Source organism: Lelliottia sp. SL45, assembly GCF_026672535.1.
Lineage (GTDB): Bacteria > Pseudomonadota > Gammaproteobacteria > Enterobacterales > Enterobacteriaceae > Enterobacter > Enterobacter nimipressuralis.
Map to the genome: position 1 here is coordinate 2764873 of NZ_JAPPRH010000003.1, position 24089 is coordinate 2788961.

Sequence of the window (24089 nt, forward strand, 5' to 3'; positions counted from 1 at the left end):
CATATTGTTTTTACCGATACTGTTGAGACCTATTTATGAAACGTGCCGTCGTCGTGTTCAGCGGAGGACAGGATTCCACCACCTGTCTGGTTCAGGCCCTGCATCAATATGATGAAGTGCATTGTGTGACGTTTGATTATGGTCAGCGCCATCGCGCTGAAATCGACGTGGCCCGCGAACTGGCGCTGAAACTGGGCGCACGTGCGCATAAAGTGCTGGACGTCACGCTGTTAAACGAACTGGCTGTCAGCAGCCTGACGCGCGACAGTATTCCTGTCCCTGACTATGAGCCTGATGCCAGCGGCATCCCCAATACCTTTGTACCGGGCCGCAATATCCTGTTCCTGACGCTCACCGCAATTTATGCCTACCAGGTGAAAGCGGAGGCGATCATCACCGGCGTGTGCGAAACCGATTTTTCCGGCTACCCGGATTGCCGCGACGAGTTCGTGAAAGCGCTTAATCACGCCGTGGATCTGGGTATGGCAAAAGAGATTCGCTTTGAAACGCCGTTGATGTGGCTCGATAAAGCCGAGACCTGGGCGTTAGCCGACTACTGGGGCAAACTGGATCTGGTACGTAATGAAACGCTGACCTGCTACAACGGCATCAAAGGCGACGGCTGTGGGCAATGTGCCGCCTGTAACCTGCGCGCCAACGGTCTGAATCATTACCTGGCCGATAAGCCAGCAGTGATGGCGCTGATGAAGAAAAAAACCGGGCTGAAATAAGCCCTGCCGCGACCGGGTGAAGGACATTCACCCGGTCGCAACATTATTCGATTAACAGATCGAGCTTCTCGCGTAACTCGCCTTCTAACGGCAGCGCTTTCTGCGTTTTTAAATCAATGCAGACAAAGGTAATCAGCGCATCAGCCACCACCTGCCCTTCGGGGTCCAGCGTCACGACCTGACTCAACACGCCGCTTTTACCGTTTAACTGCTGCAACTGGCTCGTCACCGTCAGGCGATCGCCCAGCACCGCAGGACGGCGGTAGTTGATATTGATATTGGCAACCACAAAAGCGATGTTGTGCGCCGTGAGCCACTGGAAGCTTTCGCTGTTTTCCAGCCCGTCCCAGCGAGCCTCTTCGAGGAATTCGAGATAACGAGCATTATTCACATGCTGGTAAACATCGAGATGGTAACCGCGTACTTTGATCTGAGTCTGCATAGCGCACTAGCCCTGTAATTGTTATAGGATGAGAGGTCATAACTGGTATGACCTCTTTATCCTGGCAAAATTTTGCCACTGTGCAAGTTATTGTGTGATTACAGTGTCAGGTGCGTGAGGTTGCGCTCAACCAGCGCGTTACCGATCCCCGGTACCTGCTTCAGATCGTCGACGGTTTTAAACGGACCGTATTCGTCACGATAGCCGACAATGGCCTGCGCTTTTTTCAGCCCAACGCCATTCATGACGCGCGCCAGATCTTCTGCCGAAGCAGAGTTGATGCTGACCCGGGTACCTTCGTCGTCGGTCGCTTTATTGCTGGCGGTCGCCTTAGGCTGGGAAGCTGCCGCGTCCGGCGTGGTGGCTTCAGCCGTCGTCGCAACGGTATGCGCCTTCGCTGCCGGTGTCGCCGCCAGTGCGCTAAAACTCATCCCCGTTGTGGCGATCGCAAGCGTCATTAAAAGTGCTTTGATTCCATGTTTCATGCTGTTTTCTCCTTGTTTGTTGACAGCGAAGCCACAATACCCGCCCTCAAAAACAACAACAAACAGCAGATTTCAGAAATGGAAAAGGCCGCGTAAGCGGCCTTTAAATATTGCAGTGCGTTGCGAAAATCTGCGAGCAGCGCCGTAATTACTGCTGCTGCGTGATGATATCGCCCAGCTTGATTTTAGCGTCTTTGCGCAGGTTGCTCATCAGTGCTTCGAAAGCGATCTGGGCGTTGTTCTGGGTGATGCCCTGAACCATCGCTTTTTTCTGCTCTTCCGGCATGGTGCCTGCTTTCACTTCGTCAAGCGCCAGCAGAACGATGTTGCCCTGCATGTCAGACGCCGTACCAAAGCTCGGTTTGTCTTTCGCAGGCAGGCTCAGACCAAACGCCGCCTGGCTCACCGGATCCTGACCTGTACGGCTCAGGGTTTTCGCCTCACCGAAGCTCAGACCCGCCGCTTTCAGCGCCGCATCACCTTTTCCTGCTTTCAGCTCAGCCAGCAGTTTTTCTGCATCCAGCTTCGCCTGCTGTTCTGCTTTGGTGTGTTTGACCAGAGTAGCAATCTGATCTTTCACAGCATCCAGCGGTTTGATGGTTTCGGCTTTATGCTCCGCAATACGCAGAACAAACGCACGATCGCCGTCAACGGTGATGATGTCAGAGTTGCTGCCCGGCGTACCGTTCTCACCCACCAGACCACCGTTGAAGATGGCATCGGCAACCGGTTTGAAGTTCAGCTCTTCAGGCAGGTTGTCGTGACCGAACCAGCCCGTTTCTACGGCTTTCACGCCAGCAGCCTGCTCAGCACCCGCCAGAGATACGTTGTCGTTGCTTGCCGCGTCGCTCACTTTCTGCTGCAGCGCGTAGTACGCATCCAGCGCTTTCTCTTGCTTCACTTTCGCGGCGATATCATCGCGAACGTCAGCCAGCGGTTTAGTTTTAGCAGGCTGGACATCATCCAGACGCGCCACCAGGAAACCGACAGAGGATTTGATCACACCGGACAGCTGGCCTTTCTCTTTCAGGCCCGCGTTTTTCAGCTCGTCTGGTGTGGTAGCGTCTTCCAGCCAGCCCATATCACCGCCGTTTTTCGCAGAGATGATGTCGGTGGATTTCGTTTTGGCCAGTGTCGCAAAGTCGGCGCCTTTAGCCAGCTCGTCGACAACCGCCTTAGCATCGGCTTCAGTTTTGGTCTGAATGACGCTGTAACGGTTACGCTGCGCCTGAGTGAACTGATCCTGGTGCTGGTCGTAGTAAGACTGTACTTCGCTGTCAGACGCTGTTTCCGGCATCGCTGCGGCATCCAGCTTGATGTAGCTCACACGGAACTGCTCAGGTGCGGTGAAGTTGTTTTTGTTCTGCTCGTAGTAGGCTTTGATCTCGTCGTCGCTGACTGACTGTTTTGCCGCCAGTGCGTTGACATCAATCGTTGCGGTGCGAACGACACGCTGCTGAGCCACCAGGGCTGCCAGCTCGTCGGTTTCGCCCTTAAGCATGAAATCGGTACCGACTACCGCGTTAATCAGTTGCTGTGTGGTCAGCTGATTACGCAGCGCCTGAGCGTATTGATCCGGCGTCATCCCCATCTGATTGACGATGGCGGTGTAGCGGGAGTTATCGAATTTACCGTTAGACTGGAAAGCCTGGGTCGCGAAAATGGCCTTTTTGACCTGCTCATCGCTAATGCCCAGCCCCAGGTGTCGGGAATACTGATCGAGCAGCGCTTCGTCGATAAGACGATTCACGGTCTGCTGACGGAGGGTTTTCATATAGCCTTCGTTCGCTGCAAGCTCAGAGAACTGTTCGCCGAGCTGTTGCTGCATGCGATTACGTTCCCCGGCAAAGGCATTTTCAAACTGCCCGCGGCTGATTTCCTGGCCATTCACTTTCGCGGCGTAGTTGCTACTACCGCCAATCAGGTATCCACTCACACCGGTCAAAATAAACGACACGATAATGATACCGAAAATAATCTTGAGCACGAGACTGTTAGCAGCCGTGCGTAAGTTGTCCATCATGGTGAAACCACACTCCGCTGTAGGTGACTGGTGACCTCACGCTGGGGAAAATCCTGACCGCAGCGCGTAAGGTTGTATTGTGACAAGAAACCGGGGTAAATGTCAGCCCACAACGCGCATAAACTCGCATAAAGTCGCGCTGGACAAACAAAAAAGGCACATCAAATGATGCGCCCTTGTACTTTTCAACTTCCCTTGAACGAGAAAGCGATCAGTTTACTGCGTCTTTCAGTGCTTTACCTGCACGGAAACCTGGCACTTTAGCGGCAGCGATGGTGATCTCTTTACCGGTCTGAGGGTTGCGGCCAGTACGGGCAGCACGCTCTTTAACAGCAAAAGTACCAAAACCTACCAGCGCAACGTCATCCCCGGATTGCAGAGATTCAGTTACAGAGGCAATTAATGCATCTAACGCACGTCCAGCCGCAGCTTTAGAGATATCAGCACCCGCAGCAATTTTGTCAATCAGTTGAGATTTATTCACTGTTCTCTTCCTCTCTTTATAATTTATATCGCGCCTGAATCCTTCACGACGCGACCGCGCAGCAGTTATATCAGGCCTGCCATGACCTTACAACACCCGTTGTTGATGGCTAACCCAATCAGCAATCTAAATTAGCTATACAAAAAAAGGCTGGCAAGTGAGAAATCACCTGTCAGCCTTGTTTTTCTTAGCGCTCTTTGCGCGAGGTCACTATTTTGCGGTTACGACCTGCATTCCAGAGGGCTCATTCTGCAGTGCGAGGCTCAGAACTTCCTCAATGCGTTTCACCGGATGGATATCCAGATCGGCGATAACATTGTCAGGAATCTCTTCCAGATCACGTTTGTTCTCATGCGGGATCAATACGGTTTTAATACCACCGCGGTGTGCAGCCAGCAGTTTTTCTTTCAAACCACCGATCGGCAGCACCAGACCACGCAGCGTGATCTCACCCGTCATCGCCACATCAGCACGCACCGGGTTACCCGTCAGACAGGAGACCAGCGCGGTACACATCGCGATACCGGCACTTGGGCCGTCTTTCGGCGTAGCCCCTTCAGGAACGTGGACGTGAATGTCGCGTTTTTCGTAGAAGTCTGGATTAATACCCAGCTTCTCCGCACGCGCACGGACCACGGTCAGCGCTGCCTGAATGGACTCCTGCATGACTTCGCCCAGAGAACCGGTGTAAGTCAGCTTGCCTTTGCCTGGCACACAGGCGGTTTCGATGGTCAGCAGATCGCCGCCCACTTCCGTCCATGCCAGACCGGTCACCTGGCCCACGCGGTTTTCGTTATCGGCACGGCCATAATCAAAGCGCTGTACGCCCAGATATTCGTGCAGATTGTCGCCGTTGATCTCGATGTGCTTCAGGGATTTATCCAGCAGAAGCTGTTTAACCGCCTTACGGCACAGTTTAGAGATTTCACGCTCAAGGCTACGCACGCCCGCTTCACGAGTGTAGTAACGAATAATGCTGATAATCGCACTGTCGTCGACCGTAATCTCGTTCTCTTTCAGTGCGTTACGCTCAATCTGTTTCGACAACAGATGGCGCTTGGCAATGTTCAGTTTTTCGTCTTCGGTGTAACCGGACAGACGGATCACTTCCATACGATCCAGCAGCGGAGCCGGAATGTTCATGGAGTTGGAGGTCGCTACGAACATCACATCGCTGAGATCATAGTCAACTTCCAGATAGTGATCGCTGAACGCCACGTTCTGTTCTGGGTCTAACACTTCAAGCAGAGCAGACGCCGGATCGCCACGCATGTCCGAAGACATTTTGTCGATCTCATCAAGCAGGAACAGCGGGTTTTTAACGCCCACTTTCGCCATTTTCTGAATCAGTTTACCCGGCATGGAGCCGATGTACGTGCGACGGTGACCGCGAATTTCCGCTTCATCACGCACGCCGCCGAGCGCCATACGGATGTATTTACGTCCGGTAGCTTTGGCGATGGACTGACCCAGGGAGGTTTTACCCACACCAGGAGGCCCTACCAGGCACAGAATCGGGCCTTTCAGCTTGTTCACACGGCTCTGAACCGCAAGATACTCAAGGATACGGTCTTTGACGCGCTCAAGGCCGTAGTGGTCGGTATCGAGGATCTCTTGCGCCTGACGCAGGTCTTTTTTGACCTTGCTACGGGCATTCCACGGTACCTGTACCATCCATTCGATATAGCCGCGAACCACAGTCGCTTCAGCCGACATCGGAGACATCATTTTCAGCTTCTGCAGTTCTGCTTCGGCTTTCTCTTTTGCCTCTTTCGGCATTTTCGCCGCGTCGATCTTACGCTTCAGCGCTTCGTTTTCGTCTGGGGCGTCGTCCATCTCGCCGAGCTCTTTCTGAATGGCTTTCATTTGCTCGTTCAGATAGTACTCGCGCTGGGATTTCTCCATCTGCTTTTTGACGCGGTTGCGAATGCGTTTCTCAACCTGCAGCAGATCGATTTCGGATTCCATCATCGCCATCAGATATTCCAGACGCTCGTTCACGTCGGACATCTCCAGCACGGACTGTTTATCAGCCAGCTTCAGCGGCATGTGTGCAGCGATGGTGTCCGCCAGACGCGCAGGATCGTCGATGCTATTGAGCGACGTCAGCACTTCTGGTGGGATTTTTTTGTTCAGCTTGATATAGCCTTCAAACTGGCTAATCGCCGTGCGCACCAGCACTTCCTGCTCGCGCTCGTCGAGCTGCGGCGACTCAAGGTACTCCGCTTTGGCAGAGAAGTGTTCGCCATCGTCAGAAAGCGTAGTGATACGCGCACGCTGCAAGCCCTCTACCAGCACCTTCACGGTGCCGTCAGGCAGCTTCAGCATTTGCAAAATAGAGGCCACGGTCCCGACGGTGAAAAGATCGTTTACACCCGGCTCATCCGTTGATGCTTCTTTCTGCGCCACCAGCATGATTTTCTTATCATGATCCATGGCGGCTTCAAGGCAACGGATAGATTTTTCCCGCCCTACAAATAAGGGTATGACCATGTGCGGATAAACCACCACATCGCGCAGCGGCAATACGGGGATTTCAATGCGTTCAGAACGCTCAGGATTCATAGAGCTCTCTCTTAGTTTAGTGTCCGCCAGGTAAGCAGGTCATGTCACTGTGTTACACAACCATAAACATGTAACCAGTATATGGGGATGTTTCCCACACATTCAACGCTATGAATAAGGAAAAATAAAAGGGGAGATAAAATCCCCCCTTTTTGATTAACTGCTTGTATGATTTGGCTAATTATTCGCCAGACGCCTGCTGGGCTTCCGGTTTGCCATACATCAGCATTGGTTTAGATTGGCCGCTGATAACGGATTCGTCGATCACCACTTTTTCGACATCTTCCATGGACGGTAAATCGTACATGGTGTCGAGCAGCGCCGCTTCAACGATTGAGCGCAAACCACGCGCACCCGTTTTACGGACCATCGCTTTCTTCGCGATAGCGACCAGCGCTTCGTCACGGAACTCCAGATCCACGCCTTCCAGATTGAACAATGCCTGATACTGCTTGGTCAGCGCATTTTTCGGCTCTTTCAGGATCTGAATCAGCGCATCTTCACTCAGCTCATTCAGCGTTGCCACTACCGGCAGACGACCGATGAATTCAGGAATCAGACCAAACTTGATCAAATCTTCTGGCTCAACCTGTGACAGCAGTTCGCCTTCGTTCGCTTTCTCGGACTTGGCTTTCACCGTCGCGCCAAAACCAATGCCGGAGCCGGTTTCAACACGGTTGGCGATCACTTTATCCAGCCCTGCGAACGCGCCACCGCAGATGAACAGGATCTTAGAGGTATCAACCTGCAAGAACTCCTGCTGCGGATGTTTGCGTCCACCCTGCGGCGGAACGGCGGCAACCGTACCTTCGATAAGCTTCAGCAGAGCCTGCTGCACGCCTTCGCCCGATACGTCACGGGTGATGGACGGGTTATCGGATTTACGAGAGATTTTGTCGATCTCATCGATATATACGATACCGCGCTGGGCTTTCTGCACGTCGTAGTCACACTTCTGCAGCAGCTTCTGAATGATGTTTTCAACGTCTTCACCCACGTAACCGGCTTCGGTCAGCGTGGTAGCATCAGCCATGGTGAACGGAACATCCAGCAGACGTGCCAGCGTTTCGGCCAGCAGCGTTTTACCGGAACCCGTTGGGCCGATCAGCAAAATGTTACTTTTGCCAAGCTCAACGCCATTGCTGGTATCGCCGTTACGCAGACGTTTGTAGTGGTTGTACACTGCAACTGCCAGCACCTTTTTCGCCGGTTCCTGGCCGATGACGTAATCATCAAGATGATGACGGATCTCGTGCGGAGTCGGCAATGCGCTGCGCTCACGATGAGGCGCTACTTCTTTAATCTCTTCGCGGATAATGTCGTTACATAAATCGACACATTCGTCGCAGATATACACGGACGGCCCGGCAATCAGTTTTCGCACTTCATGCTGGCTTTTGCCGCAAAAAGAGCAGTACAGCAGTTTGCCCGAACCATCTTTGCGTTTATCTGTCATGAGTCCAAACCTCTTTTTAAGTTCTTTGTGCCGCACATGACGACGCAAATGCCATTCTCAGACGCAAGTTACTGTGAAGCAAAATGCCGCCTACCTTAGTATAGCGGCACACTCGCGCCGTGGGCATCAATTACGATGGGTCAAAATGGAGTCGACTAAGCCGTACTCAACTGCCTCTGATGCGGAGAGGAAGCGATCGCGCTCGGTATCACGCTCGATCTGCTCAAGTGATTGACCCGTGTGGTGCGCCATAAGTTCATTCATGCGCCCTTTCACTTTCAGAATTTCACGCGCATGAATTTCAATGTCTGTCGCCTGGCCCTGGTATCCGCCCAGCGGCTGGTGAATCATCACGCGGGAATTTGGCAGACAGAAACGTTTGCCTTTTGCCCCTGCGGTCAGCAGGAACGCACCCATCGATGCCGCCTGCCCCATACAAATGGTGCTAACGTCAGGCTTGATGAACTGCATGGTGTCATAAATGGACATCCCGGCAGTGATCACGCCGCCAGGGGAGTTAATATACAGGTAAATGTCTTTTTCCGGGTTTTCCGCTTCCAGGAACAGCATCTGCGCCACGATCAGGTTCGCCATATGGTCTTCCACCTGGCCGGTCAGAAAGATAACGCGTTCCTTGAGCAGACGGGAATAGATATCAAAAGAACGTTCACCGCGAGAGGTCTGTTCAATAACCATTGGCACCAGAGCCATATGGGGTGCAAAGTTATCTCGTTCGCCACTGTATGACATTTCCGTCTCCTGGATAAAAATTGGAAAATACCTGCTGTACTGATTGTAACCTTATGGACGGATTATCAGCCAGTCTCATTCATCGTGATTACACACTTATGGGGACGGCATCGCCATATTTCAAGCATAACAATCTTTTGGTGTAACGCTAACACTGAAAGGGCGTTTTAGCACTCTTCCTGGGCTATTACTGCGATAAAAAAAACCCGTTACCAAATGGCAACGGGTTTTTGTTCAAACTTTAAACCGTTGGGGCAGAATTACGCCTGCTGGTTCATCAGTTCGTTGAAAGAAGTGGCTTTTTCAGTCACTTTTGCTTTAGCCAGAACCGCTTCAACAGCCTGCTCTTCCAGGGCTACGTTGCGCATGTTGTCCATCAGCTCTTTGTTGCTGCCGTAGAACTCAACCACTTCACGCGGATCTTCGTAAGCAGAAGCCATCTCTTCGATCAGGCCTTTCACGCGATCTTCGTCAGCTTTCAGCTCGTGGGTACGAATCACTTCGCCCAGCAGCAGACCGACTACAACGCGGCGTTTAGCCTGCTCTTCGAACAGTTCGCGAGGCAGTTCCAGCGCTTGCTGCTGGTTGCCACCGAAGCGCTGTGCAGCCTGGCGACGCAGAACGTCGATTTCGCTGTCAATCAGTGCTGCAGGAACGTCGATTTCGTTCGCTTTCACCAGACCTTCGATAGCCTGAGATTTCACACGGTTACGCACGGCGCCGTTCAGCTCGCGCTCCATGTTTTTACGCACTTCTGCGCGCAGACCGGCTACGGAACCATCTTCAACGCCGAAACGTTTGATGAACTCTTCAGTCAGTTCTGGCAGTTCGCGCTCTTCAACTTTCTTCAGGTTGATAACGAACTTCGCTGCTTTACCTTTCAGGTTTTCAGCGTGGTATTCTTCAGGGAAGGTCACGTCGATGGTGAACTCTTCGCCCGCTTTGTGGCCTTTGATACCGTCTTCGAAGCCTGGGATCATACGACCCTGGCCCATCGCCAGTACGAAGTCAGTCGCTTTGCCGCCTTCGAACTCTTCGCCGTCTACAGAACCGGAGAAGTCGATGGTGACACGGTCTTCTGCTTCAACAGCGCCGTCTTTGTCTTTCCAGTTCGCCTGCTGCTTACGCAGAGTATCCAGCATGCCGTCAACGTCGGTGTCGGTCACTTCAACGATTGGTTTTTCAACTTCGATGGTGTCCAGACCTTTCAGCTCAACTTCTGGGTAAACTTCGAACTCTACGGAGTAGGTGAAGTCTTCGCCCAGTTTGTATTCGCCCGGAACGTAGTTCGGTGCGCCGGCTGGATTGATTTTTTCTTTGATGATGGCATCAATGAAGTTGCGGCTCATCAGGTCACCCAGCACGTCCTGGCGAACAGAAGCGCCATAACGCTGAGCAACGACATTCATCGGTACTTTACCCTTACGGAAGCCGTCAATACGTACTTTTTTTGCTACGTTGACCAGCTCGCTTTTCACAGCAGTTTCGATGCTGTCAGCAGCGATAGTAATCGTTACACGGCGGCCAAGGCCTTGAGTGGTTTCAACTGAAACTTGCATCTTGTTACCTCAAAAAAATCACAGTGCTCGGTCAACTCTGAATTTGTCTCGCAATACCGGGATGCTCACTATTTAGCAGATTCACATTCCCTGTCGCCAGAATCATCCCGAAGACATTCATTAAGACGCGGCATTATAGCGGCATCACTTGGGTGAGTCGAGAACGGTTGGGGCATCTAGCTGCGGCTTTTTTCACAATTTAAGGCTATTTTTGGCCTAAAATTCGCCCCACACGTTCAAAACGCAGACAAAACAAAACGGCCCGCAGGCCGTCTTGACATCATTCTGTATGCAACATACTGGAAAAACTCCAGCGGTTGCAACCCGGATCGATTACGCGATGCTTCCCGCACCCCGACAAGGTGGTGAGGCGAAGATCGTATCCTGCAACCCTTCCCACTCCTTAATGGTGTAGGTATGAAGGGCCAGCGCATGCACTGTGGAGGAGAGTTCTTCCGTCAACGTTCCGTAGATCATACGGTGACGATTAAGGAAGCGTTCCCCTACGAAGCGGTCGCTAACCAGTACAACTTTGAAATGGCTTTCAGAACCGGCCGGCACGTTATGACGGTAGCTCTCATCGACAACTTCGAGGAACACGGGATTAAACGCTGTCCTTAGTTTTTCTTCGATCTGTTCACGTATCATCATGATATTACTCCTCTGACAACGCTGAGATGTCACCCATCCCTTTAAATGTTAGCCGCTTTTACCGCTTCCATTACATCAAGACAACAAATATTTAGCTTTCGTCTGATTTCCTCATTCAAATGGATGAAGTTCACTGTCTCCCTCATACGTTTTGTCCCTGGTGCAGTAAAGAAAATGTCAGTGGTGGTCAGATTTCAGACAAGACGATGAATTTACATGCGTTGACCACTTCCCCTTGCCGTTAGCGATGTTATGATGGCGGCAATTTTTCTCTGTATATGCTAACGATCCGTTGAGAACCTGAAATGTTAAAAAAACTCTTCTTTCCGCTGGTAGCTCTCTTCATGCTGGCTGGTTGCGCCACTCCGCCGACCACCATTGACGTTTCGCCAAAAATTACCCTGCCACAGCAGGACCCAAGCCTGATGGGCGTCACCGTGAGTATTAACGGTGCCGATCAGCGTCAGGATCAAGCGCTGGCGAAAGTGACTCGCGACAACCAGCAGGTGACGCTGACCGCTTCCCGCGACCTGCGCTTCCTGCTGCAGGAAGTGCTGGAAAAACAGATGACCGCTCGCGGTTACATGGTTGGTCCAAGCGGTGCTGTTGATCTGCAGATCATTGTCAACAATCTGTATGCCGACGTTTCTCAGGGCAACGTGCGTTACAATATCTCCACTAAAGCGGATATCGCCATCATCGCCACCGCGAAGAACGGCAACAAGATGAACAAAAACTATCGTGCAAGCTACTCGGTTGAAGGTGCCTTCCAGGCCTCCAACCAGAACATTGCTAACGCAGTGAATAGCGTGCTGACGGATACCATCGCCGACATGGCGCAGGACACCAGCATTCACGAATTCATCAAGCAGAACGCGCGTTAATCCCGCACACTGACCCGGCGCTTCGCCGGGTCAGTCATATAGAAACATGTCCAGTCATTACTTGCGTATTTTCCAGCAGCCAAAATCAGCGATATTGCTGATCCTTGGTTTCGCCTCCGGTTTACCTCTCGCCCTCACGTCCGGCACGCTTCAGGCCTGGATGACGGTCGAGAATATCGATCTCAAAACCATTGGGTTCTTCTCACTTGTCGGCCAGGCCTATGTCTTTAAGTTTTTATGGTCGCCGGTGATGGACCGCTATACCCCGCCATTCCTCGGCAGACGCCGTGGCTGGCTGGTGATGACTCAGATTCTGCTGTTGCTGGCGATCGCCGCGATGGGGTTCCTGGAGCCGTCAACACAATTACGCTGGATGGCCGCTCTGGCGGTGGTGATCGCCTTCTGTTCAGCCTCGCAGGATATCGTTTTTGATGCCTGGAAAACGGATGTACTACCGGCAGAAGAACGCGGGACCGGCGCGGCGATTAGCGTTCTGGGCTATCGCCTGGGGATGCTGGTGTCCGGCGGGTTAGCCCTGTGGCTGGCCGACCGCTATCTCGGCTGGCAGGGGATGTACTGGCTGATGGCCGCCCTGCTTATCCCTTGCATTATTGCGACCTTTTTTGCCCCTGAACCGAGCGATGTTATCCCGGTTCCCCGCACGCTCGAGCAGGCCGTCGCCGAACCGCTGCGGGACTTCTTCGGGCGCAACAATGCCTGGCTGATTTTACTACTGATTGTCCTTTATAAGCTCGGCGATGCGTTTGCCATGAGCCTGACCACCACGTTCCTGATTCGCGGTGTGGGGTTTGATGCGGGTGAAGTCGGCGTGGTGAATAAAACGCTGGGGCTGTTTGCAACCATTTTAGGCGCGCTGTATGGCGGCGTGTTGATGCAGCGTCTGTCGCTGTTCCGCGCCCTGCTGATTTTCGGCATTTTGCAGGGCGTCTCCAACGCCGGTTACTGGCTGCTCTCTATTACCGATAAACAGATGTTCAGCATGGCTGCCGCCGTGTTCTTTGAAAACCTGTGCGGCGGGATGGGGACAGCGGCATTTGTCGCCCTGTTAATGACGCTCTGCAATAAGTCGTTTTCCGCGACACAGTTTGCGCTGCTCTCTGCCCTTTCCGCCGTCGGTCGGGTGTATGTCGGGCCGATTGCAGGCTGGTTTGTCGAAGCGCACGGCTGGCCGACGTTTTATCTGTTCTCCGTTTTTGCTGCGGTCCCAGGAATATTATTGCTGCTCGTCTGCCGACAGACGCTGGAATATACCCAGAAGACGGATCACTTTATGCCGCGCACAGAATATCAGGGCGCTTATCGTTTTGCCCTGCGGCTGTTGCTGGTCGGCTGTGTGATGCTGGCGCTGTGGCTGATCCTGTTGATTATCAACGCCTCCACGGCGCTTGAACTGCCGTTTGAAGCGATCCTGCTGGACGTCGGCGGGTTACTTGCTGTCATCGGGATTGTCACCGGGGGTCTTCTCGATTTCATGGCACTGCGTAAAAAGCGGCTGACCTGAAGCTAAAACCGAAAGGTTATTTACCGTGGTAATAACGACACGAAATTATAACGGAGAAATAACCGACCTCGGCCAGAAAAAATATTTGTTGTTTTGTGCTGGATAGGTTCCGGAAATTATTGGAACCTCCCCTGCTTCGCTATTTTTCGTTAAACGATTCAGCTTCTGGCAGATTAAATTTTCGTATTTCAATTGTCTTTTAATTGATGCTTTTTTGTTAATTTATTGTTTATTTTTAACAATGGTTATACCAATTGCCCCGTTTGCGGTATCCTTGTAAGCCCTTTCGTTATAACTCCCGTACCATCGGGCTTTTGTCTTAAAAATAGACATAATTTGCAACACATGTGACACGTGCGGCAGAACCCGGTAACACCTTCCTGACACAGGGCTAATGATGTTTACAGTAATGTAACCTTCCCGTAAAATGCCCCCACACTTTAAACGCCACCAGGTCCCCGTGGAATTGAGGTCGTTAAATGACACTTAGGAAATACAATAAAAGTTTGGGATGGTTGTCGTTATTTGCAGGCACTGTTTTACTCAGTGGCTGTGATTCTGCGCTTCTCGACCCCAAAGGACAGATTGGACTGGAACAACGTTCACTGATTCTGACGGCCTTCGGCCTGATGATGATTGTCGTTATTCCTGCCATTTTGATGGCAGTTGGTTTCGCCTGGAAGTACCGTGCGAGCAATAAAGATGCGAAGTATAGCCCTAACTGGTCACACTCCAATAAAGTGGAAGCTGTGGTCTGGACGGTGCCTATCCTGATCATCCTGTTCCTTGCCGTGCTGACATGGAAAACCACTCACGCGCTTGAGCCGAGCAAACCGCTGGTTCACGATGAAAAACCGATTACCATTGAAGTGGTCTCCATGGACTGGAAATGGTTCTTCATCTATCCGGAGCAGGGCATTGCTACCGTGAATGAAATCGCCTTCCCGGCGAACACTCCGGTGCAGTTCAAAGTCACTTCTAACTCCGTGATGAACTCCTTCTTTATTCCGCGTCTGGGCAGCCAGATCTACGCGATGGCCGGTATGCAGACAAACCTGCACCTGATCGCGAATGAAGCAGGCACCTACGACGGTATCTCCGCCAGCTATAGTGGCCCGGGCTTCTCAGGTATGAAGTTCAAAGCTATCGCGACGCCGGACCGTGCCGCTTTCGACCAGTGGGTCGCTAAAGCGAAACAGTCTACTAACACCATGTCTGACATGGCGGCATTCGAGAAAGTGGCAACACCTAGCGAATACAACAAGGTGGAGTACTTCTCTAACGTGAAACCTGATTTGTTTAAAGACGTTGTGAACAAATTTATGGACCACGGGAAGAGCATGAACATGACTCAGCCAGAAGGTGAGCACAGCTCGCACGAAGGTATGGAAGGCATGGACATGAGCCACGCGGAAACCTCTCACTAAGGGGCCGAGGAAGAAAATGTTCGGAAAATTGACACTGGATGCAGTGCCGTACCATGAACCGATTATCGTGGTTACGATTGCTGCAATTATCATTGGTGGCGCGGCCTTACTGGGCCTGATCACTTACTTCGGTAAGTGGAGCTACCTGTGGAATGAGTGGCTGACTTCGGTTGACCACAAAAAACTCGGTATCATGTACTGCATCGTCGGTATCGTCATGTTAATTCGTGGCTTTGCCGATGCAATCATGATGCGTAGCCAGCAGGCACTTGCTTCGGCAGGTGAGGCCGGCTTCCTGCCACCGCACCACTACGACCAGATCTTTACCGCGCACGGCGTGATTATGATCTTCTTCGTGGCGATGCCGCTGGTTATCGGTCTGATGAACGTGGTTGTGCCGCTGCAAATCGGCGCGCGCGACGTAGCGTTCCCGTTCCTGAACAACCTGAGCTTCTGGTTCACGGTTGTCGGCGTTATCCTGGTTAACCTGTCACTGGGTGTGGGCGAATTCGCACAGACTGGCTGGCTGGCTTACCCGCCGCTTTCGGGAATTGAATACAGTCCAGGCGTAGGCGTCGATTACTGGATTTGGGCGATTCAGCTCTCCGGTATCGGTACGACCCTGACCGGTATTAACTTCTTCGTGACCATTATCAAGATGCGTGCCCCTGGCATGACTATGTTCAAGATGCCAGTATTTACCTGGGCATCTCTGTGCGCCAACATCCTGATTATTGCCTCCTTCCCAATTCTGACGGTTACCGTCGCGTTGCTGACCCTGGATCGTTATCTGGGCACCCATTTCTTCACGAATGATATGGGCGGCAACATGATGATGTACATCAACCTGATTTGGGCATGGGGTCACCCGGAAGTGTACATCCTGGTTCTGCCGGTCTTCGGTGTGTTCTCCGAAATCGCCGCGACCTTCTCGCGTAAACGCCTGTTTGGTTACACCTCACTTGTGTGGGCAACCGTGTGTATTACCGTCCTGTCGTTCATCGTTTGGCTGCACCACTTCTTCACCATGGGTGCGGGCGCGAACGTAAACGCCTTCTTCGGTATTACCACCATGATTATCGCCATCCCGACCGGGGTGAAGATCTTCAACTGGCTGTTCACCATGTATCAGGGCCGTATCGTGTTCCACTCAGCAATGCTGTGGACCATCGGCTTCATCGTCACCTTCTCTGTAGGTGGGATGACCGGCGTACTGCTGGCGGTGCCAGGTGCTGACTTCGTTCTGCACAACAGTCTGTTCCTGATTGCGCACTTCCATAACGTTATCATCGGCGGCGTCGTCTTCGGCTGCTTCGCTGGCGTAACTTACTGGTGGCCTAAAGCGTTTGGCTTCACGCTGAACGAAACCTGGGGCAAACGCGCATTCTGGCTCTGGATCGTTGGTTTCTTCGTGGCCTTCATGCCGCTGTACGTGCTCGGCTTCATGGGTATGACCCGTCGCCTGAGCCAGCAGATTGATCCACAGTTCCACCCAATGCTGGTTGTTGCAGCCTGTGGTGCGGTACTGATTGCAATGGGTATCGCATGCCAGCTGATTCAGTTCTACGTCTCTATTCGCGACCGCGAGCAGAACCGTGACCTGACCGGTGACCCATGGGGTGGCCGTACGCTGGAGTGGGCAACCTCTTCCCCGCCTCCGTTCTATAACTTTGCCATTGTGCCGCAGATCCATGAGCGCGACGCATTCTGGGAAATGAAAGAGAAAGGCGAAGCGTACAAGCAACCTGAGCATTACGAAGAGATCCACATGCCGAAAAACAGCGGTGCGGGCATTGTGATTGCCGCCTTCGCAACGGTATTTGGCTTCGCCATGATCTGGCACATCTGGTGGCTGGCGATCGCGAGCTTCGCTGGCGTGATCATTAGCTGGATTGTGAAGAGCTTTGACGAGGACGTGGACTACTACGTACCAGTCCGTGAAGTCGAAAAACTGGAAAACCAGCATTTCGATGAGATTTCTAAAGCGGGGCTGAAAAATGGCAACTGATACTTTGGCGCACCCAACTGCCCATGCGCATGACCACGCGCACCACGATACAGGGCCGATGAAAGTCTTCGGCTTCTGGATCTACCTGATGAGCGACTGCATTCTGTTCTGCTGTCTGTTCGCGACCTATGCCGTTCTGGTGAACGGCACAGCGGGCGGCCCGACTGGCAAGGACATTTTCGAGCTGCCGTTCGTTCTGGTTGAAACCGCTCTGCTGCTTTTCAGCTCCATCACCTACGGCATGGCGGCGATCGCCATGTACAAAAACAACAAGAGCCAGGTTGTCTCCTGGCTGGCGTTGACCTGGTTGTTTGGTGCTGGATTTATCGGGATGGAACTCTATGAATTCCATCACCTGATTGCTGAAGGCATGGGCCCGGATCGCAGTGGCTTCCTGTCAGCGTTCTTCGCACTGGTAGGGACCCACGGTCTGCACGTAACATCTGGTCTGATCTGGATGGCGGTGCTGATGTTCCAGGTTTATCGTCGCGGCCTGACCAATACTAACCGCACCCGTATCATGTGCCTGAGTCTGTTCTGGCACTTCCTGGACGTGGTGTGGATCTGCGTGTTCTCGGTTGTCTATCTGATGGGGGCGATGTAATGAGTCATACTAACGATCATGGCGCTTCCCACGGTAGCGTGAAAACCTATATGACAGGTTTCATCCTGTCGATCATCCTGACGGCGCTCCCGTTCTGGATGGTGATGAGCGGAACGGCTTCTCACACGGTGATTCTGGGCACTGTCCTGATCTCCGCTGTGGTGCAGATTCTGGTGCATCTGGTTTGCTTCCTGCACATGAACACCAAATCCGATGAGGGCTGGAACATGACGGCCTTCATCTTTACCGTGATTATCATCGCTATCCTGGTAGTCGGTTCCATCTGGATTATGTGGAACCTGAACTACAACATGATGGTTCACTAAGAGCGGCGAGTATGTTTAAGCAATACCTGCAAGTAACGAAACCAGGCATCATCTTTGGCAACCTGATCTCCGTGATCGGAGGGTTCCTGTTGGCCTCTAAGGGCAGCATTGACTACACCCTCTTCGCATCCACGTTGATTGGCGTGTCACTGGTGGTTGCGTCCGGTTGTGTATTTAACAACTACATCGACATGGATATCGACAGGAAGATGGAAAGGACCAAGAATCGGGTGCTTGTCAAAGGCCTGATATCTCCTGCCGTCTCGCTGGTGTACGCCACCTTGCTGGGCTTTGCTGGCTTTATGCTGCTGTGGTTTGGTGCCAACCCTCTGGCCTGCTGGCTGGGGGTGATGGGTTTCGTGGTGTATGTGGGCGTTTACAGCCTGTATATGAAACGTCACTCCGTCTACGGTACGCTGATTGGTTCTCTCTCCGGCGCTGCGCCGCCGGTGATTGGCTACTGCGCCGTCACGAACGAGTTCGACAGCGGTGCGCTAATTCTGCTGGCTATCTTTAGCCTGTGGCAGATGCCGCACTCCTACGCCATTGCGATTTTCCGCTTCAAGGATTATCAGGCAGCGAACATCCCGGTTCTGCCGGTCGTGAAAGGTATTTCAGTCGCCAAGAATCACATCACGCTGTACATCATCGCCTTCGCCGTGGCGACGCTGATGCTCTCTCTCGGAGGCTACGCTGGATACAAATATCTGGTGGTGGCTGCTGCGGTGAGCGTCTGGTGGCTCGGTATGGCGCTGCGCGGGTACAAAGTGGAAGACGATAAAGTGTGGGCACGTAAGCTGTTTGTGTTCTCGATTGTCGCTATCACCTCCCTGTCCGTGATGATGTCCGTCGACTTTATGGTGCCTGATTCACACAATCTGCTGACTTACGTCTGGTAAGCACGCTGATATGAACAAGCCGGGTGATGATAACCCGGCTTTTTTTTGCCCTGTCGCGCTCTGGTTGCACAGGCCTGCGCAACCGCCAGGCCGGGTAAAATGAAGCCGCCACCGGCAATGTTCAGCCCCCGTAATATCTCTTAAACAAACACCTATTTACCGCACTTAACACCCCGCCTACACTAGTGCCTGCTTTTGAACAGAGGTGGTAATGAACGATTATAAAATGACACCAGGCGAACTGCGCGCAACCTGGGGTTTAGGGACTGTTTTCTCGCTGCGCATGCTTGGCATGTTTATGGTCCTGCCTGTTCTGACTACCTATGGTATGGCACTTCAGGGCGCCAGCGAGGCGTTAATTGGTCTGGCAATTGGCATCTATGGCCTGGCCCAGGCGATATTTCAGATTCCCTTCGGGCTACTTTCCGATCGCGTGGGCCGTAAGCCACTGATTGTCGGCGGCCTGCTGATCTTTGTCCTCGGCAGCATTATTGCCGCGCTGTCACACTCCATCTGGGGCATTATTCTTGGCCGTGCGCTACAAGGCTCAGGGGCGATTGCCGCTGCTGTAATGGCGCTGCTCTCGGATTTAACCCGCGAACAGAACCGAACCAAAGCGATGGCGTTTATTGGCGTCAGCTTTGGCGTCACCTTTGCTATTGCCATGGTGCTTGGCCCGATCATTACCCATAAACTGGGCCTGAATGCCCTCTTCTGGATGATTGCCGTACTGGCGACGGTTGGCATTGCGCTAACGATTTGGGTGGTGCCGGACAGTAAAAATCACGTTCTGAACCGTGAATCGGGCATGGTGAAAGGCTGCTTCAGCAAAGTCATCGTTGAACCGCGTTTGCTGAAGCTCAACTTCGGCATCATGTGTCTGCACATCCTGTTGATGTCCACCTTCGTGGCCCTCCCCGGCCAGCTGGCGGCAGCCGGATTCCCGGCGGCGGAGCACTGGAAGATTTATCTGGTAACGATGCTGATCTCCTTCGTTTCCGTGGTGCCGTTTATCATCTACGCCGAAGTAAAACGCCGTATGAAGCGCGTATTTCTGGGCTGTGTGGCACTGTTATTAATCGCAGAAATTGTGCTGTGGGGCTCCGGCCCGCACTTCTGGGAGCTGGTGCTGGGCGTGCAGCTGTTCTTCCTCGCCTTTAACCTGATGGAAGCCCTGCTGCCATCGTTAATCAGCAAAGAATCCCCAGCCGGATACAAAGGTACGGCGATGGGCATTTACTCCACCAGCCAGTTTTTGGGCGTCGCCATCGGCGGTTCGTTCGGCGGCTGGGTAGACGGATTATTTGATTCGCAGACCGTATTTCTTGCCGGCGCGCTGCTGGCGATGGTCTGGCTGCTGGTTGCCAGCACCATGAAAGAGCCGCGCTACGTAAGCAGCCTGCGGGTGGAAATCCCGGACGGTGTGGAGATAAGCGACGCGCTAAAACAGCGGCTGGAAACAACAGAAGGGGTCAGCGAAGTGCTGATCGTCCCAGAAGAGCGTAGTGCTTACGTCAAAATCGACAGTAAAGTCACCAATCGCTTCGAAGTGGAACAGGCTATTAAAGCCTGAAAAAATGCCCGGCTTGCCGGGCATTTCGTTTTTAATCGCGGAAGTTCTTAAACTGGAACGGTTGACCCAGGTCGCCGCCGCGCACCAGCGCCATCACGGCCTGCAGATCGTCGCGCGCTTTACCGGTGACACGAATCTCTTCGCCCTGAATTTGCGCCTGCACTTTCAGCTTGCTGTCTTTGATGAGCTTAACGATTTTCTTCTGCATCGCGCTCTCAATACCTTGCTTAAGTTTGGCTTCAACAAACCAGGTTTTGCCGCTGTGCACGAACTCTTCCGGCACATCCAGAGACGTCCCTTCAATGCCGCGTTTTAACAGCTTGGCACGCAGAATATCCAGCAACTGATTGACCTGGAAATCGGACTCGCTCAAAACCTTGATGGTCTTATTCGCGTCGTTCAGCTCAAAACTCGCCTCTACACCACGAAAATCGAAACGTGACTCAACTTCACGGCTGGCGTTATCCACACCGTTGCGGACTTCCTGGATATCAACTTCTGAAACAATATCGAAAGATGGCATCTTTTCTTCTCCCTTTACTTTTGTTGCGTTGCATAATACCCGCAACGAGGCATAACTCAACAGAAGCTTAGCTGACGGCGCTATACTTAACCGACACGCCTGGCGCAGTTGCAGGTGAGGAGGAACAATGAAAATTACCGTGCTCGGATGCGGAGCCCTGGGCCAGCTTTGGCTCACCGCATTGTGCAAACATGGACACGAGGTACAAGGCTGGCTACGCGTCCCCCAGCCGTATTGCAGTGTAAACCTGATCGATGAAGATGGAAGTATCTTTAACGAATCGCTCACCGCCAACGATCCTGATTTCCTGGCGCAAAGCGACCTGCTGCTGGTTACCCTTAAGGCCTGGCAGGTCTCGGATGCCGTCAGAGCGCTGGCGAACACCCTGCCCCGCACCACGCCCATTCTTCTGGTGCATAACGGCATGGGCACCCTCGAAGAGCTCAAAAGCATCCCACAACCGCTGCTGATGGCGATCACCACCCATGCGGCCCGTCGCGACGGTAACATCATCGTCCACGTGGCAAGCGGCGTCACCCATATGGGACCGGCGCGCGAGCAGGATGGCGATTACAGCTATCTCGCCGACGTACTGCAGCATGTGCTGCCCGATGTGGCCTGGCACAACAACATTCGCCCACAGCTGTGGCGCAAACTGGCGGTGAACTGCGTGATCAACCCGCTGACGGCGCTTTTGGACTGCCCAAACGGTGAACTGAAAAACCATCCGCAGGAAGTAGCGGCCCTTTGCGCTGAAGTCGCGGCCGTGATTGAGCGTGAGGGCATCCACACCTCAGAAGACGATATCCGTTATTACGTCGAGCAGATTATCGACAGCACTGCTGAAAATATCTCATCGATGCTGCAGGATGTGCGCGCACAGCGGCACACAGAAATCGACTACATCACCGGCTATCTGCTCAAACGAGCCCGCGCACATGGCATCAACGTGCCGGAAAATATCCGTCTGTATGACCTGGTTAAACGTAAGGAGAGTGAGTATGAGCGCGTCGGCACTGGTATGCCTCGCCCCTGGTAGCGAAGAGACAGAAGCAGTCACGACCATTGATTTGCTGGTTCGCGGCGGGATAAACGTCACCACCGCCAGCGTAGCCAGCGATGGCAGTCTGACCATCGTCTGCTCGCGCGGCGTGAAGCTGCTGGCCGATGCACCGCTGGTTGAAGTGGCGGACGGCGATTTCGATGTGATTGTTCTGCCCGGCGGCCTGAAAGGAGCGGAGTGTTTTCGCGACAGCCCCCTTTTGGTCGAAACCGTGCGCCAGTTTCATCTCTCCGGGCGAATTGTCGCCGCCCTCTGCGCTGCGGCAGCCACCGTACTGGTTCCCCATGACCTCTTCCCCATCGGCAACATGACCGGCTTCCCGACCATGAAAGACCGCATCCCCGAGGGACAGTGGGTCGATAAACGGGTGGTCTGGGATCCGCGCGTCAACCTGCTGACCAGCCAGGGGCCGGGAACCTCGATTGATTTCGCACTCAAGATTATCGATCTGCTTGTCGGGCGAGAAAAAGCCTATGAAGTCGCGTCCTCGCTGGTGATGGCCGCAGGGATTTATAACTACTACGAGGCGTAAATAGACGCTGTAATTCCCCTCAGGCTGGCCATCGCGCCGGCCTTTATTTTCTCTGCTGATAATTGCGGCGGGAATCACAATTCTTATCTTTCTTTCTGACACTGATTCTCATCACGCCCTTTCACCGTGACTAAAACTGCGTATTTTCATTGAGATACGGATTCCCTTTATCGTTTTCACCCTGTTTGACAGCCACAGGCTTCCATGAAAAACTCATTTCAACTGGCATATACCAGTTAGACACTTCGCCCCTACCAACACAGATAACGGCGAAGAACAGAAATCTCTTCTGGAGTAAGCAATGTGATTACATTTCTTGAGAACAGAGTCATTCCTGTCCTGATTCGCGTCGGTGAAAACAAAATCCTGGTGGCGGTGCGTAACGGCATTGCCCTGACGCTCCCCTTCACCATTACCGGCAGTCTGTTTCTGATCCTCGCGAATTTACCGATTCCGGGCTGGACCGACTGGCTTGGCCCTTACGCCGAGAAGCTCAGCGCACCGGTTGCCGTAACCTTCGGCGCCATCGGGCTGATTTCAGCCATCGGCATCAGCTACAACCTGGCGAAAGAGTACAGCCTCAACGCCCTGACCTGCGCCATCATCACCATGGTGGTCTTTTTACTGGCCCAGCTTAACGATAAGTACCAGCTCAATGTCGATAACCTGGGGGCTGCAGGGCTTTTCTCCGCCATTATTCTCTCGATTCTGACGGTGCAAATTGTCCGTTTCTTTATTCATCATAACGTGGTGATTAAACTCCCCGAGGGCGTCCCCCCTGCGGTCGCCCAATCTTTCGCAAGCCTGATCCCGGCGGCAGTGGCAATTACCTTAATCTGGTTCGTTAGGGTCATTCTTAACTTCGATATTAATAATTTCTTTACGCTTATTCTCAGCCCGCTGGTCACCGGCTTAGGATCGCTTCCCGGCATGCTGGTCTTAATCTTTTTGATCTCACTGCTCTGGTGTTGCGGTATTCATGGCGACAACGTCCTCTCCGGCATCACCGCACCGATCTTCCTGAAATACATCGCCGAAAATACCCAGGCCTATTTACACCACCAGCCTATTCCGCACATCACCGCCGACGGGTTTTATATCGTCTTTATGTGTCTCGGCGGCACCGGTGCGACGCTTGGGTTAGTCATGGCGATGATGCGCTCGCGCAGCAAGCTGTATAAATCGGTCGGCAAACTCTCTTTGCCCTCCGCAATATTTTGCATCAATGAGCCGGTGATATTTGGCTGCCCGATTGTCTTTAACCCGTTACTGATGATCCCCTTTACCTTAACCCCGATGATTCTGTGTACGTCGACTTACGCGCTGATGTATTTCGACATTATTGGTCGCCCGGTACTGCAAATTCCCTGGACTATGCCGCCTATTTTCGCGGCCTGGTTTGTCACCGGAGGCAATATTCCGGCCGTGATTTGGTCAGTCTGCACCATTGCCATTTCAGCCCTCGTCTGGCTGCCGTTTTTCAAACTCGCAGAACGCAAACAGTTAGAAACAGAAGCGGCGGAAGAACACTCGCGCCGTGAAGCTGAAAAACTCCCCGATCCCATCTTGTAAAAAGGATTCA

General features: G+C 52.9%; 22 protein-coding genes. 12 read left to right on the plus strand and 10 right to left on the minus strand.

Annotation, left to right across the window (positions count from 1 at the left end; genetic code table 11):
* Positions 1-35 precede the first annotated feature (35 nt).
* Complete coding sequence (gene queC, locus OVA10_RS19490; RefSeq protein WP_100777400.1) at positions 36-731, plus strand: 7-cyano-7-deazaguanine synthase QueC; 696 nt, start codon at positions 36-38, stop codon at positions 729-731.
* Positions 732-774: 43 nt separating this feature from the next.
* On the opposite strand, the gene OVA10_RS19495 is transcribed toward queC, so the two are convergent.
* The 9 genes from OVA10_RS19495 to bolA form a co-directional block, all read right to left on the minus strand.
* Positions 775-1173 (minus strand): YbgC/FadM family acyl-CoA thioesterase, encoded by a 399-nt coding sequence (locus OVA10_RS19495; RefSeq protein ID WP_095281007.1) that lies wholly within the window; start codon positions 1171-1173, stop codon positions 775-777.
* A 98-nt stretch (positions 1174-1271) separates the two neighbouring features.
* Positions 1272-1658, minus strand: a complete 387-nt coding sequence (locus OVA10_RS19500) for a helix-hairpin-helix domain-containing protein (protein WP_123429373.1) — start codon at positions 1656-1658, stop codon at positions 1272-1274.
* A gap of 148 nt (positions 1659-1806) precedes the next feature.
* Positions 1807-3681, minus strand: a complete 1875-nt coding sequence (gene ppiD / locus OVA10_RS19505; protein WP_268196645.1) for a peptidylprolyl isomerase — start codon at positions 3679-3681, stop codon at positions 1807-1809.
* A 211-nt stretch (positions 3682-3892) separates the two neighbouring features.
* A complete protein-coding gene (gene hupB, locus OVA10_RS19510) occupies positions 3893-4165 on the minus strand; it encodes a nucleoid-associated protein HU-beta (RefSeq protein WP_010428111.1) in 273 nt (90 codons plus the stop codon).
* 210 nt (positions 4166-4375) lie between these two features.
* The gene (lon, locus tag OVA10_RS19515; RefSeq protein ID WP_123429375.1) at positions 4376-6730 is read right to left on the minus strand and encodes an endopeptidase La; all 2355 of its coding nucleotides are present in this window, start codon (positions 6728-6730) and stop codon (positions 4376-4378) included.
* A gap of 181 nt (positions 6731-6911) precedes the next feature.
* On the minus strand, positions 6912-8186 hold the full coding sequence (clpX, locus tag OVA10_RS19520) for an ATP-dependent protease ATP-binding subunit ClpX (protein WP_095281003.1): 1275 nt from the start codon (positions 8184-8186) through the stop codon (positions 6912-6914).
* 126 nt (positions 8187-8312) lie between these two features.
* A complete protein-coding gene (gene clpP, locus OVA10_RS19525) occupies positions 8313-8936 on the minus strand; it encodes an ATP-dependent Clp endopeptidase proteolytic subunit ClpP (protein WP_003021624.1) in 624 nt (207 codons plus the stop codon).
* A 260-nt stretch (positions 8937-9196) separates the two neighbouring features.
* The gene (tig, locus tag OVA10_RS19530) at positions 9197-10495 is read right to left on the minus strand and encodes a trigger factor (RefSeq protein ID WP_100777404.1); all 1299 of its coding nucleotides are present in this window, start codon (positions 10493-10495) and stop codon (positions 9197-9199) included.
* 333 nt (positions 10496-10828) lie between these two features.
* On the minus strand, positions 10829-11146 hold the full coding sequence (gene bolA / locus OVA10_RS19535) for a transcriptional regulator BolA (RefSeq protein ID WP_100777405.1): 318 nt from the start codon (positions 11144-11146) through the stop codon (positions 10829-10831).
* Between the two features lie 305 nt (positions 11147-11451).
* On the opposite strand from bolA, the gene OVA10_RS19540 reads away from it, so the two are divergent.
* From OVA10_RS19540 to OVA10_RS19575, 8 genes are all read left to right on the plus strand, one after another.
* Complete coding sequence (locus OVA10_RS19540) at positions 11452-12030, plus strand: lipoprotein (protein WP_100777406.1); 579 nt, start codon at positions 11452-11454, stop codon at positions 12028-12030.
* Between the two features lie 46 nt (positions 12031-12076).
* Positions 12077-13552: a muropeptide MFS transporter AmpG gene (ampG, locus tag OVA10_RS19545; protein WP_268196646.1), complete on the plus strand. Its 1476-nt coding sequence runs from the start codon at positions 12077-12079 to the stop codon at positions 13550-13552.
* 479 nt (positions 13553-14031) lie between these two features.
* On the plus strand, positions 14032-14979 hold the full coding sequence (gene cyoA / locus OVA10_RS19550; RefSeq protein WP_100777408.1) for a cytochrome o ubiquinol oxidase subunit II: 948 nt from the start codon (positions 14032-14034) through the stop codon (positions 14977-14979).
* Positions 14980-14995: 16 nt separating this feature from the next.
* Complete coding sequence (cyoB, locus tag OVA10_RS19555; protein WP_100777409.1) at positions 14996-16987, plus strand: cytochrome o ubiquinol oxidase subunit I; 1992 nt, start codon at positions 14996-14998, stop codon at positions 16985-16987.
* Positions 16977-17591: a cytochrome o ubiquinol oxidase subunit III gene (locus OVA10_RS19560; RefSeq protein WP_095280996.1), complete on the plus strand. Its 615-nt coding sequence runs from the start codon at positions 16977-16979 to the stop codon at positions 17589-17591. Before cyoB ends, OVA10_RS19560 begins: the two co-directional genes overlap by 11 nt.
* The gene (locus OVA10_RS19565; protein WP_100777410.1) at positions 17591-17917 is read left to right on the plus strand and encodes a cytochrome o ubiquinol oxidase subunit IV; all 327 of its coding nucleotides are present in this window, start codon (positions 17591-17593) and stop codon (positions 17915-17917) included. The genes OVA10_RS19560 and OVA10_RS19565 overlap by 1 nt, the downstream gene beginning before the upstream one ends.
* Positions 17918-17928: 11 nt before the next feature.
* A complete protein-coding gene (gene cyoE / locus OVA10_RS19570) occupies positions 17929-18816 on the plus strand; it encodes a heme o synthase (protein WP_100777411.1) in 888 nt (295 codons plus the stop codon).
* Between the two features lie 211 nt (positions 18817-19027).
* Positions 19028-20389 (plus strand): MFS transporter, encoded by a 1362-nt coding sequence (locus OVA10_RS19575; protein WP_123429377.1) that lies wholly within the window; start codon positions 19028-19030, stop codon positions 20387-20389.
* Between the two features lie 31 nt (positions 20390-20420).
* Here OVA10_RS19575 and OVA10_RS19580 read toward each other — a convergent pair whose 3' ends face one another.
* Positions 20421-20912: a YajQ family cyclic di-GMP-binding protein gene (locus OVA10_RS19580; protein WP_095280993.1), complete on the minus strand. Its 492-nt coding sequence runs from the start codon at positions 20910-20912 to the stop codon at positions 20421-20423.
* Between the two features lie 127 nt (positions 20913-21039).
* On the opposite strand from OVA10_RS19580, the gene panE reads away from it, so the two are divergent.
* From panE to OVA10_RS19595, 3 genes are all read left to right on the plus strand, one after another.
* Positions 21040-21951 carry a 2-dehydropantoate 2-reductase gene (gene panE, locus OVA10_RS19585; protein ID WP_123429378.1) on the plus strand — a complete coding sequence of 304 codons (912 nt, stop codon included), beginning with the start codon at positions 21040-21042 and terminating at the stop codon, positions 21949-21951.
* Positions 21914-22507, plus strand: a complete 594-nt coding sequence (gene yajL / locus OVA10_RS19590; protein WP_268196648.1) for a protein deglycase YajL — start codon at positions 21914-21916, stop codon at positions 22505-22507. The genes panE and yajL overlap by 38 nt, the downstream gene beginning before the upstream one ends.
* Before the next feature lie 303 nt (positions 22508-22810).
* A complete protein-coding gene (locus tag OVA10_RS19595; protein WP_102104298.1) occupies positions 22811-24079 on the plus strand; it encodes a PTS sugar transporter subunit IIC in 1269 nt (422 codons plus the stop codon).
* The last annotated feature ends 10 nt before the right edge of the window (positions 24080-24089 follow it).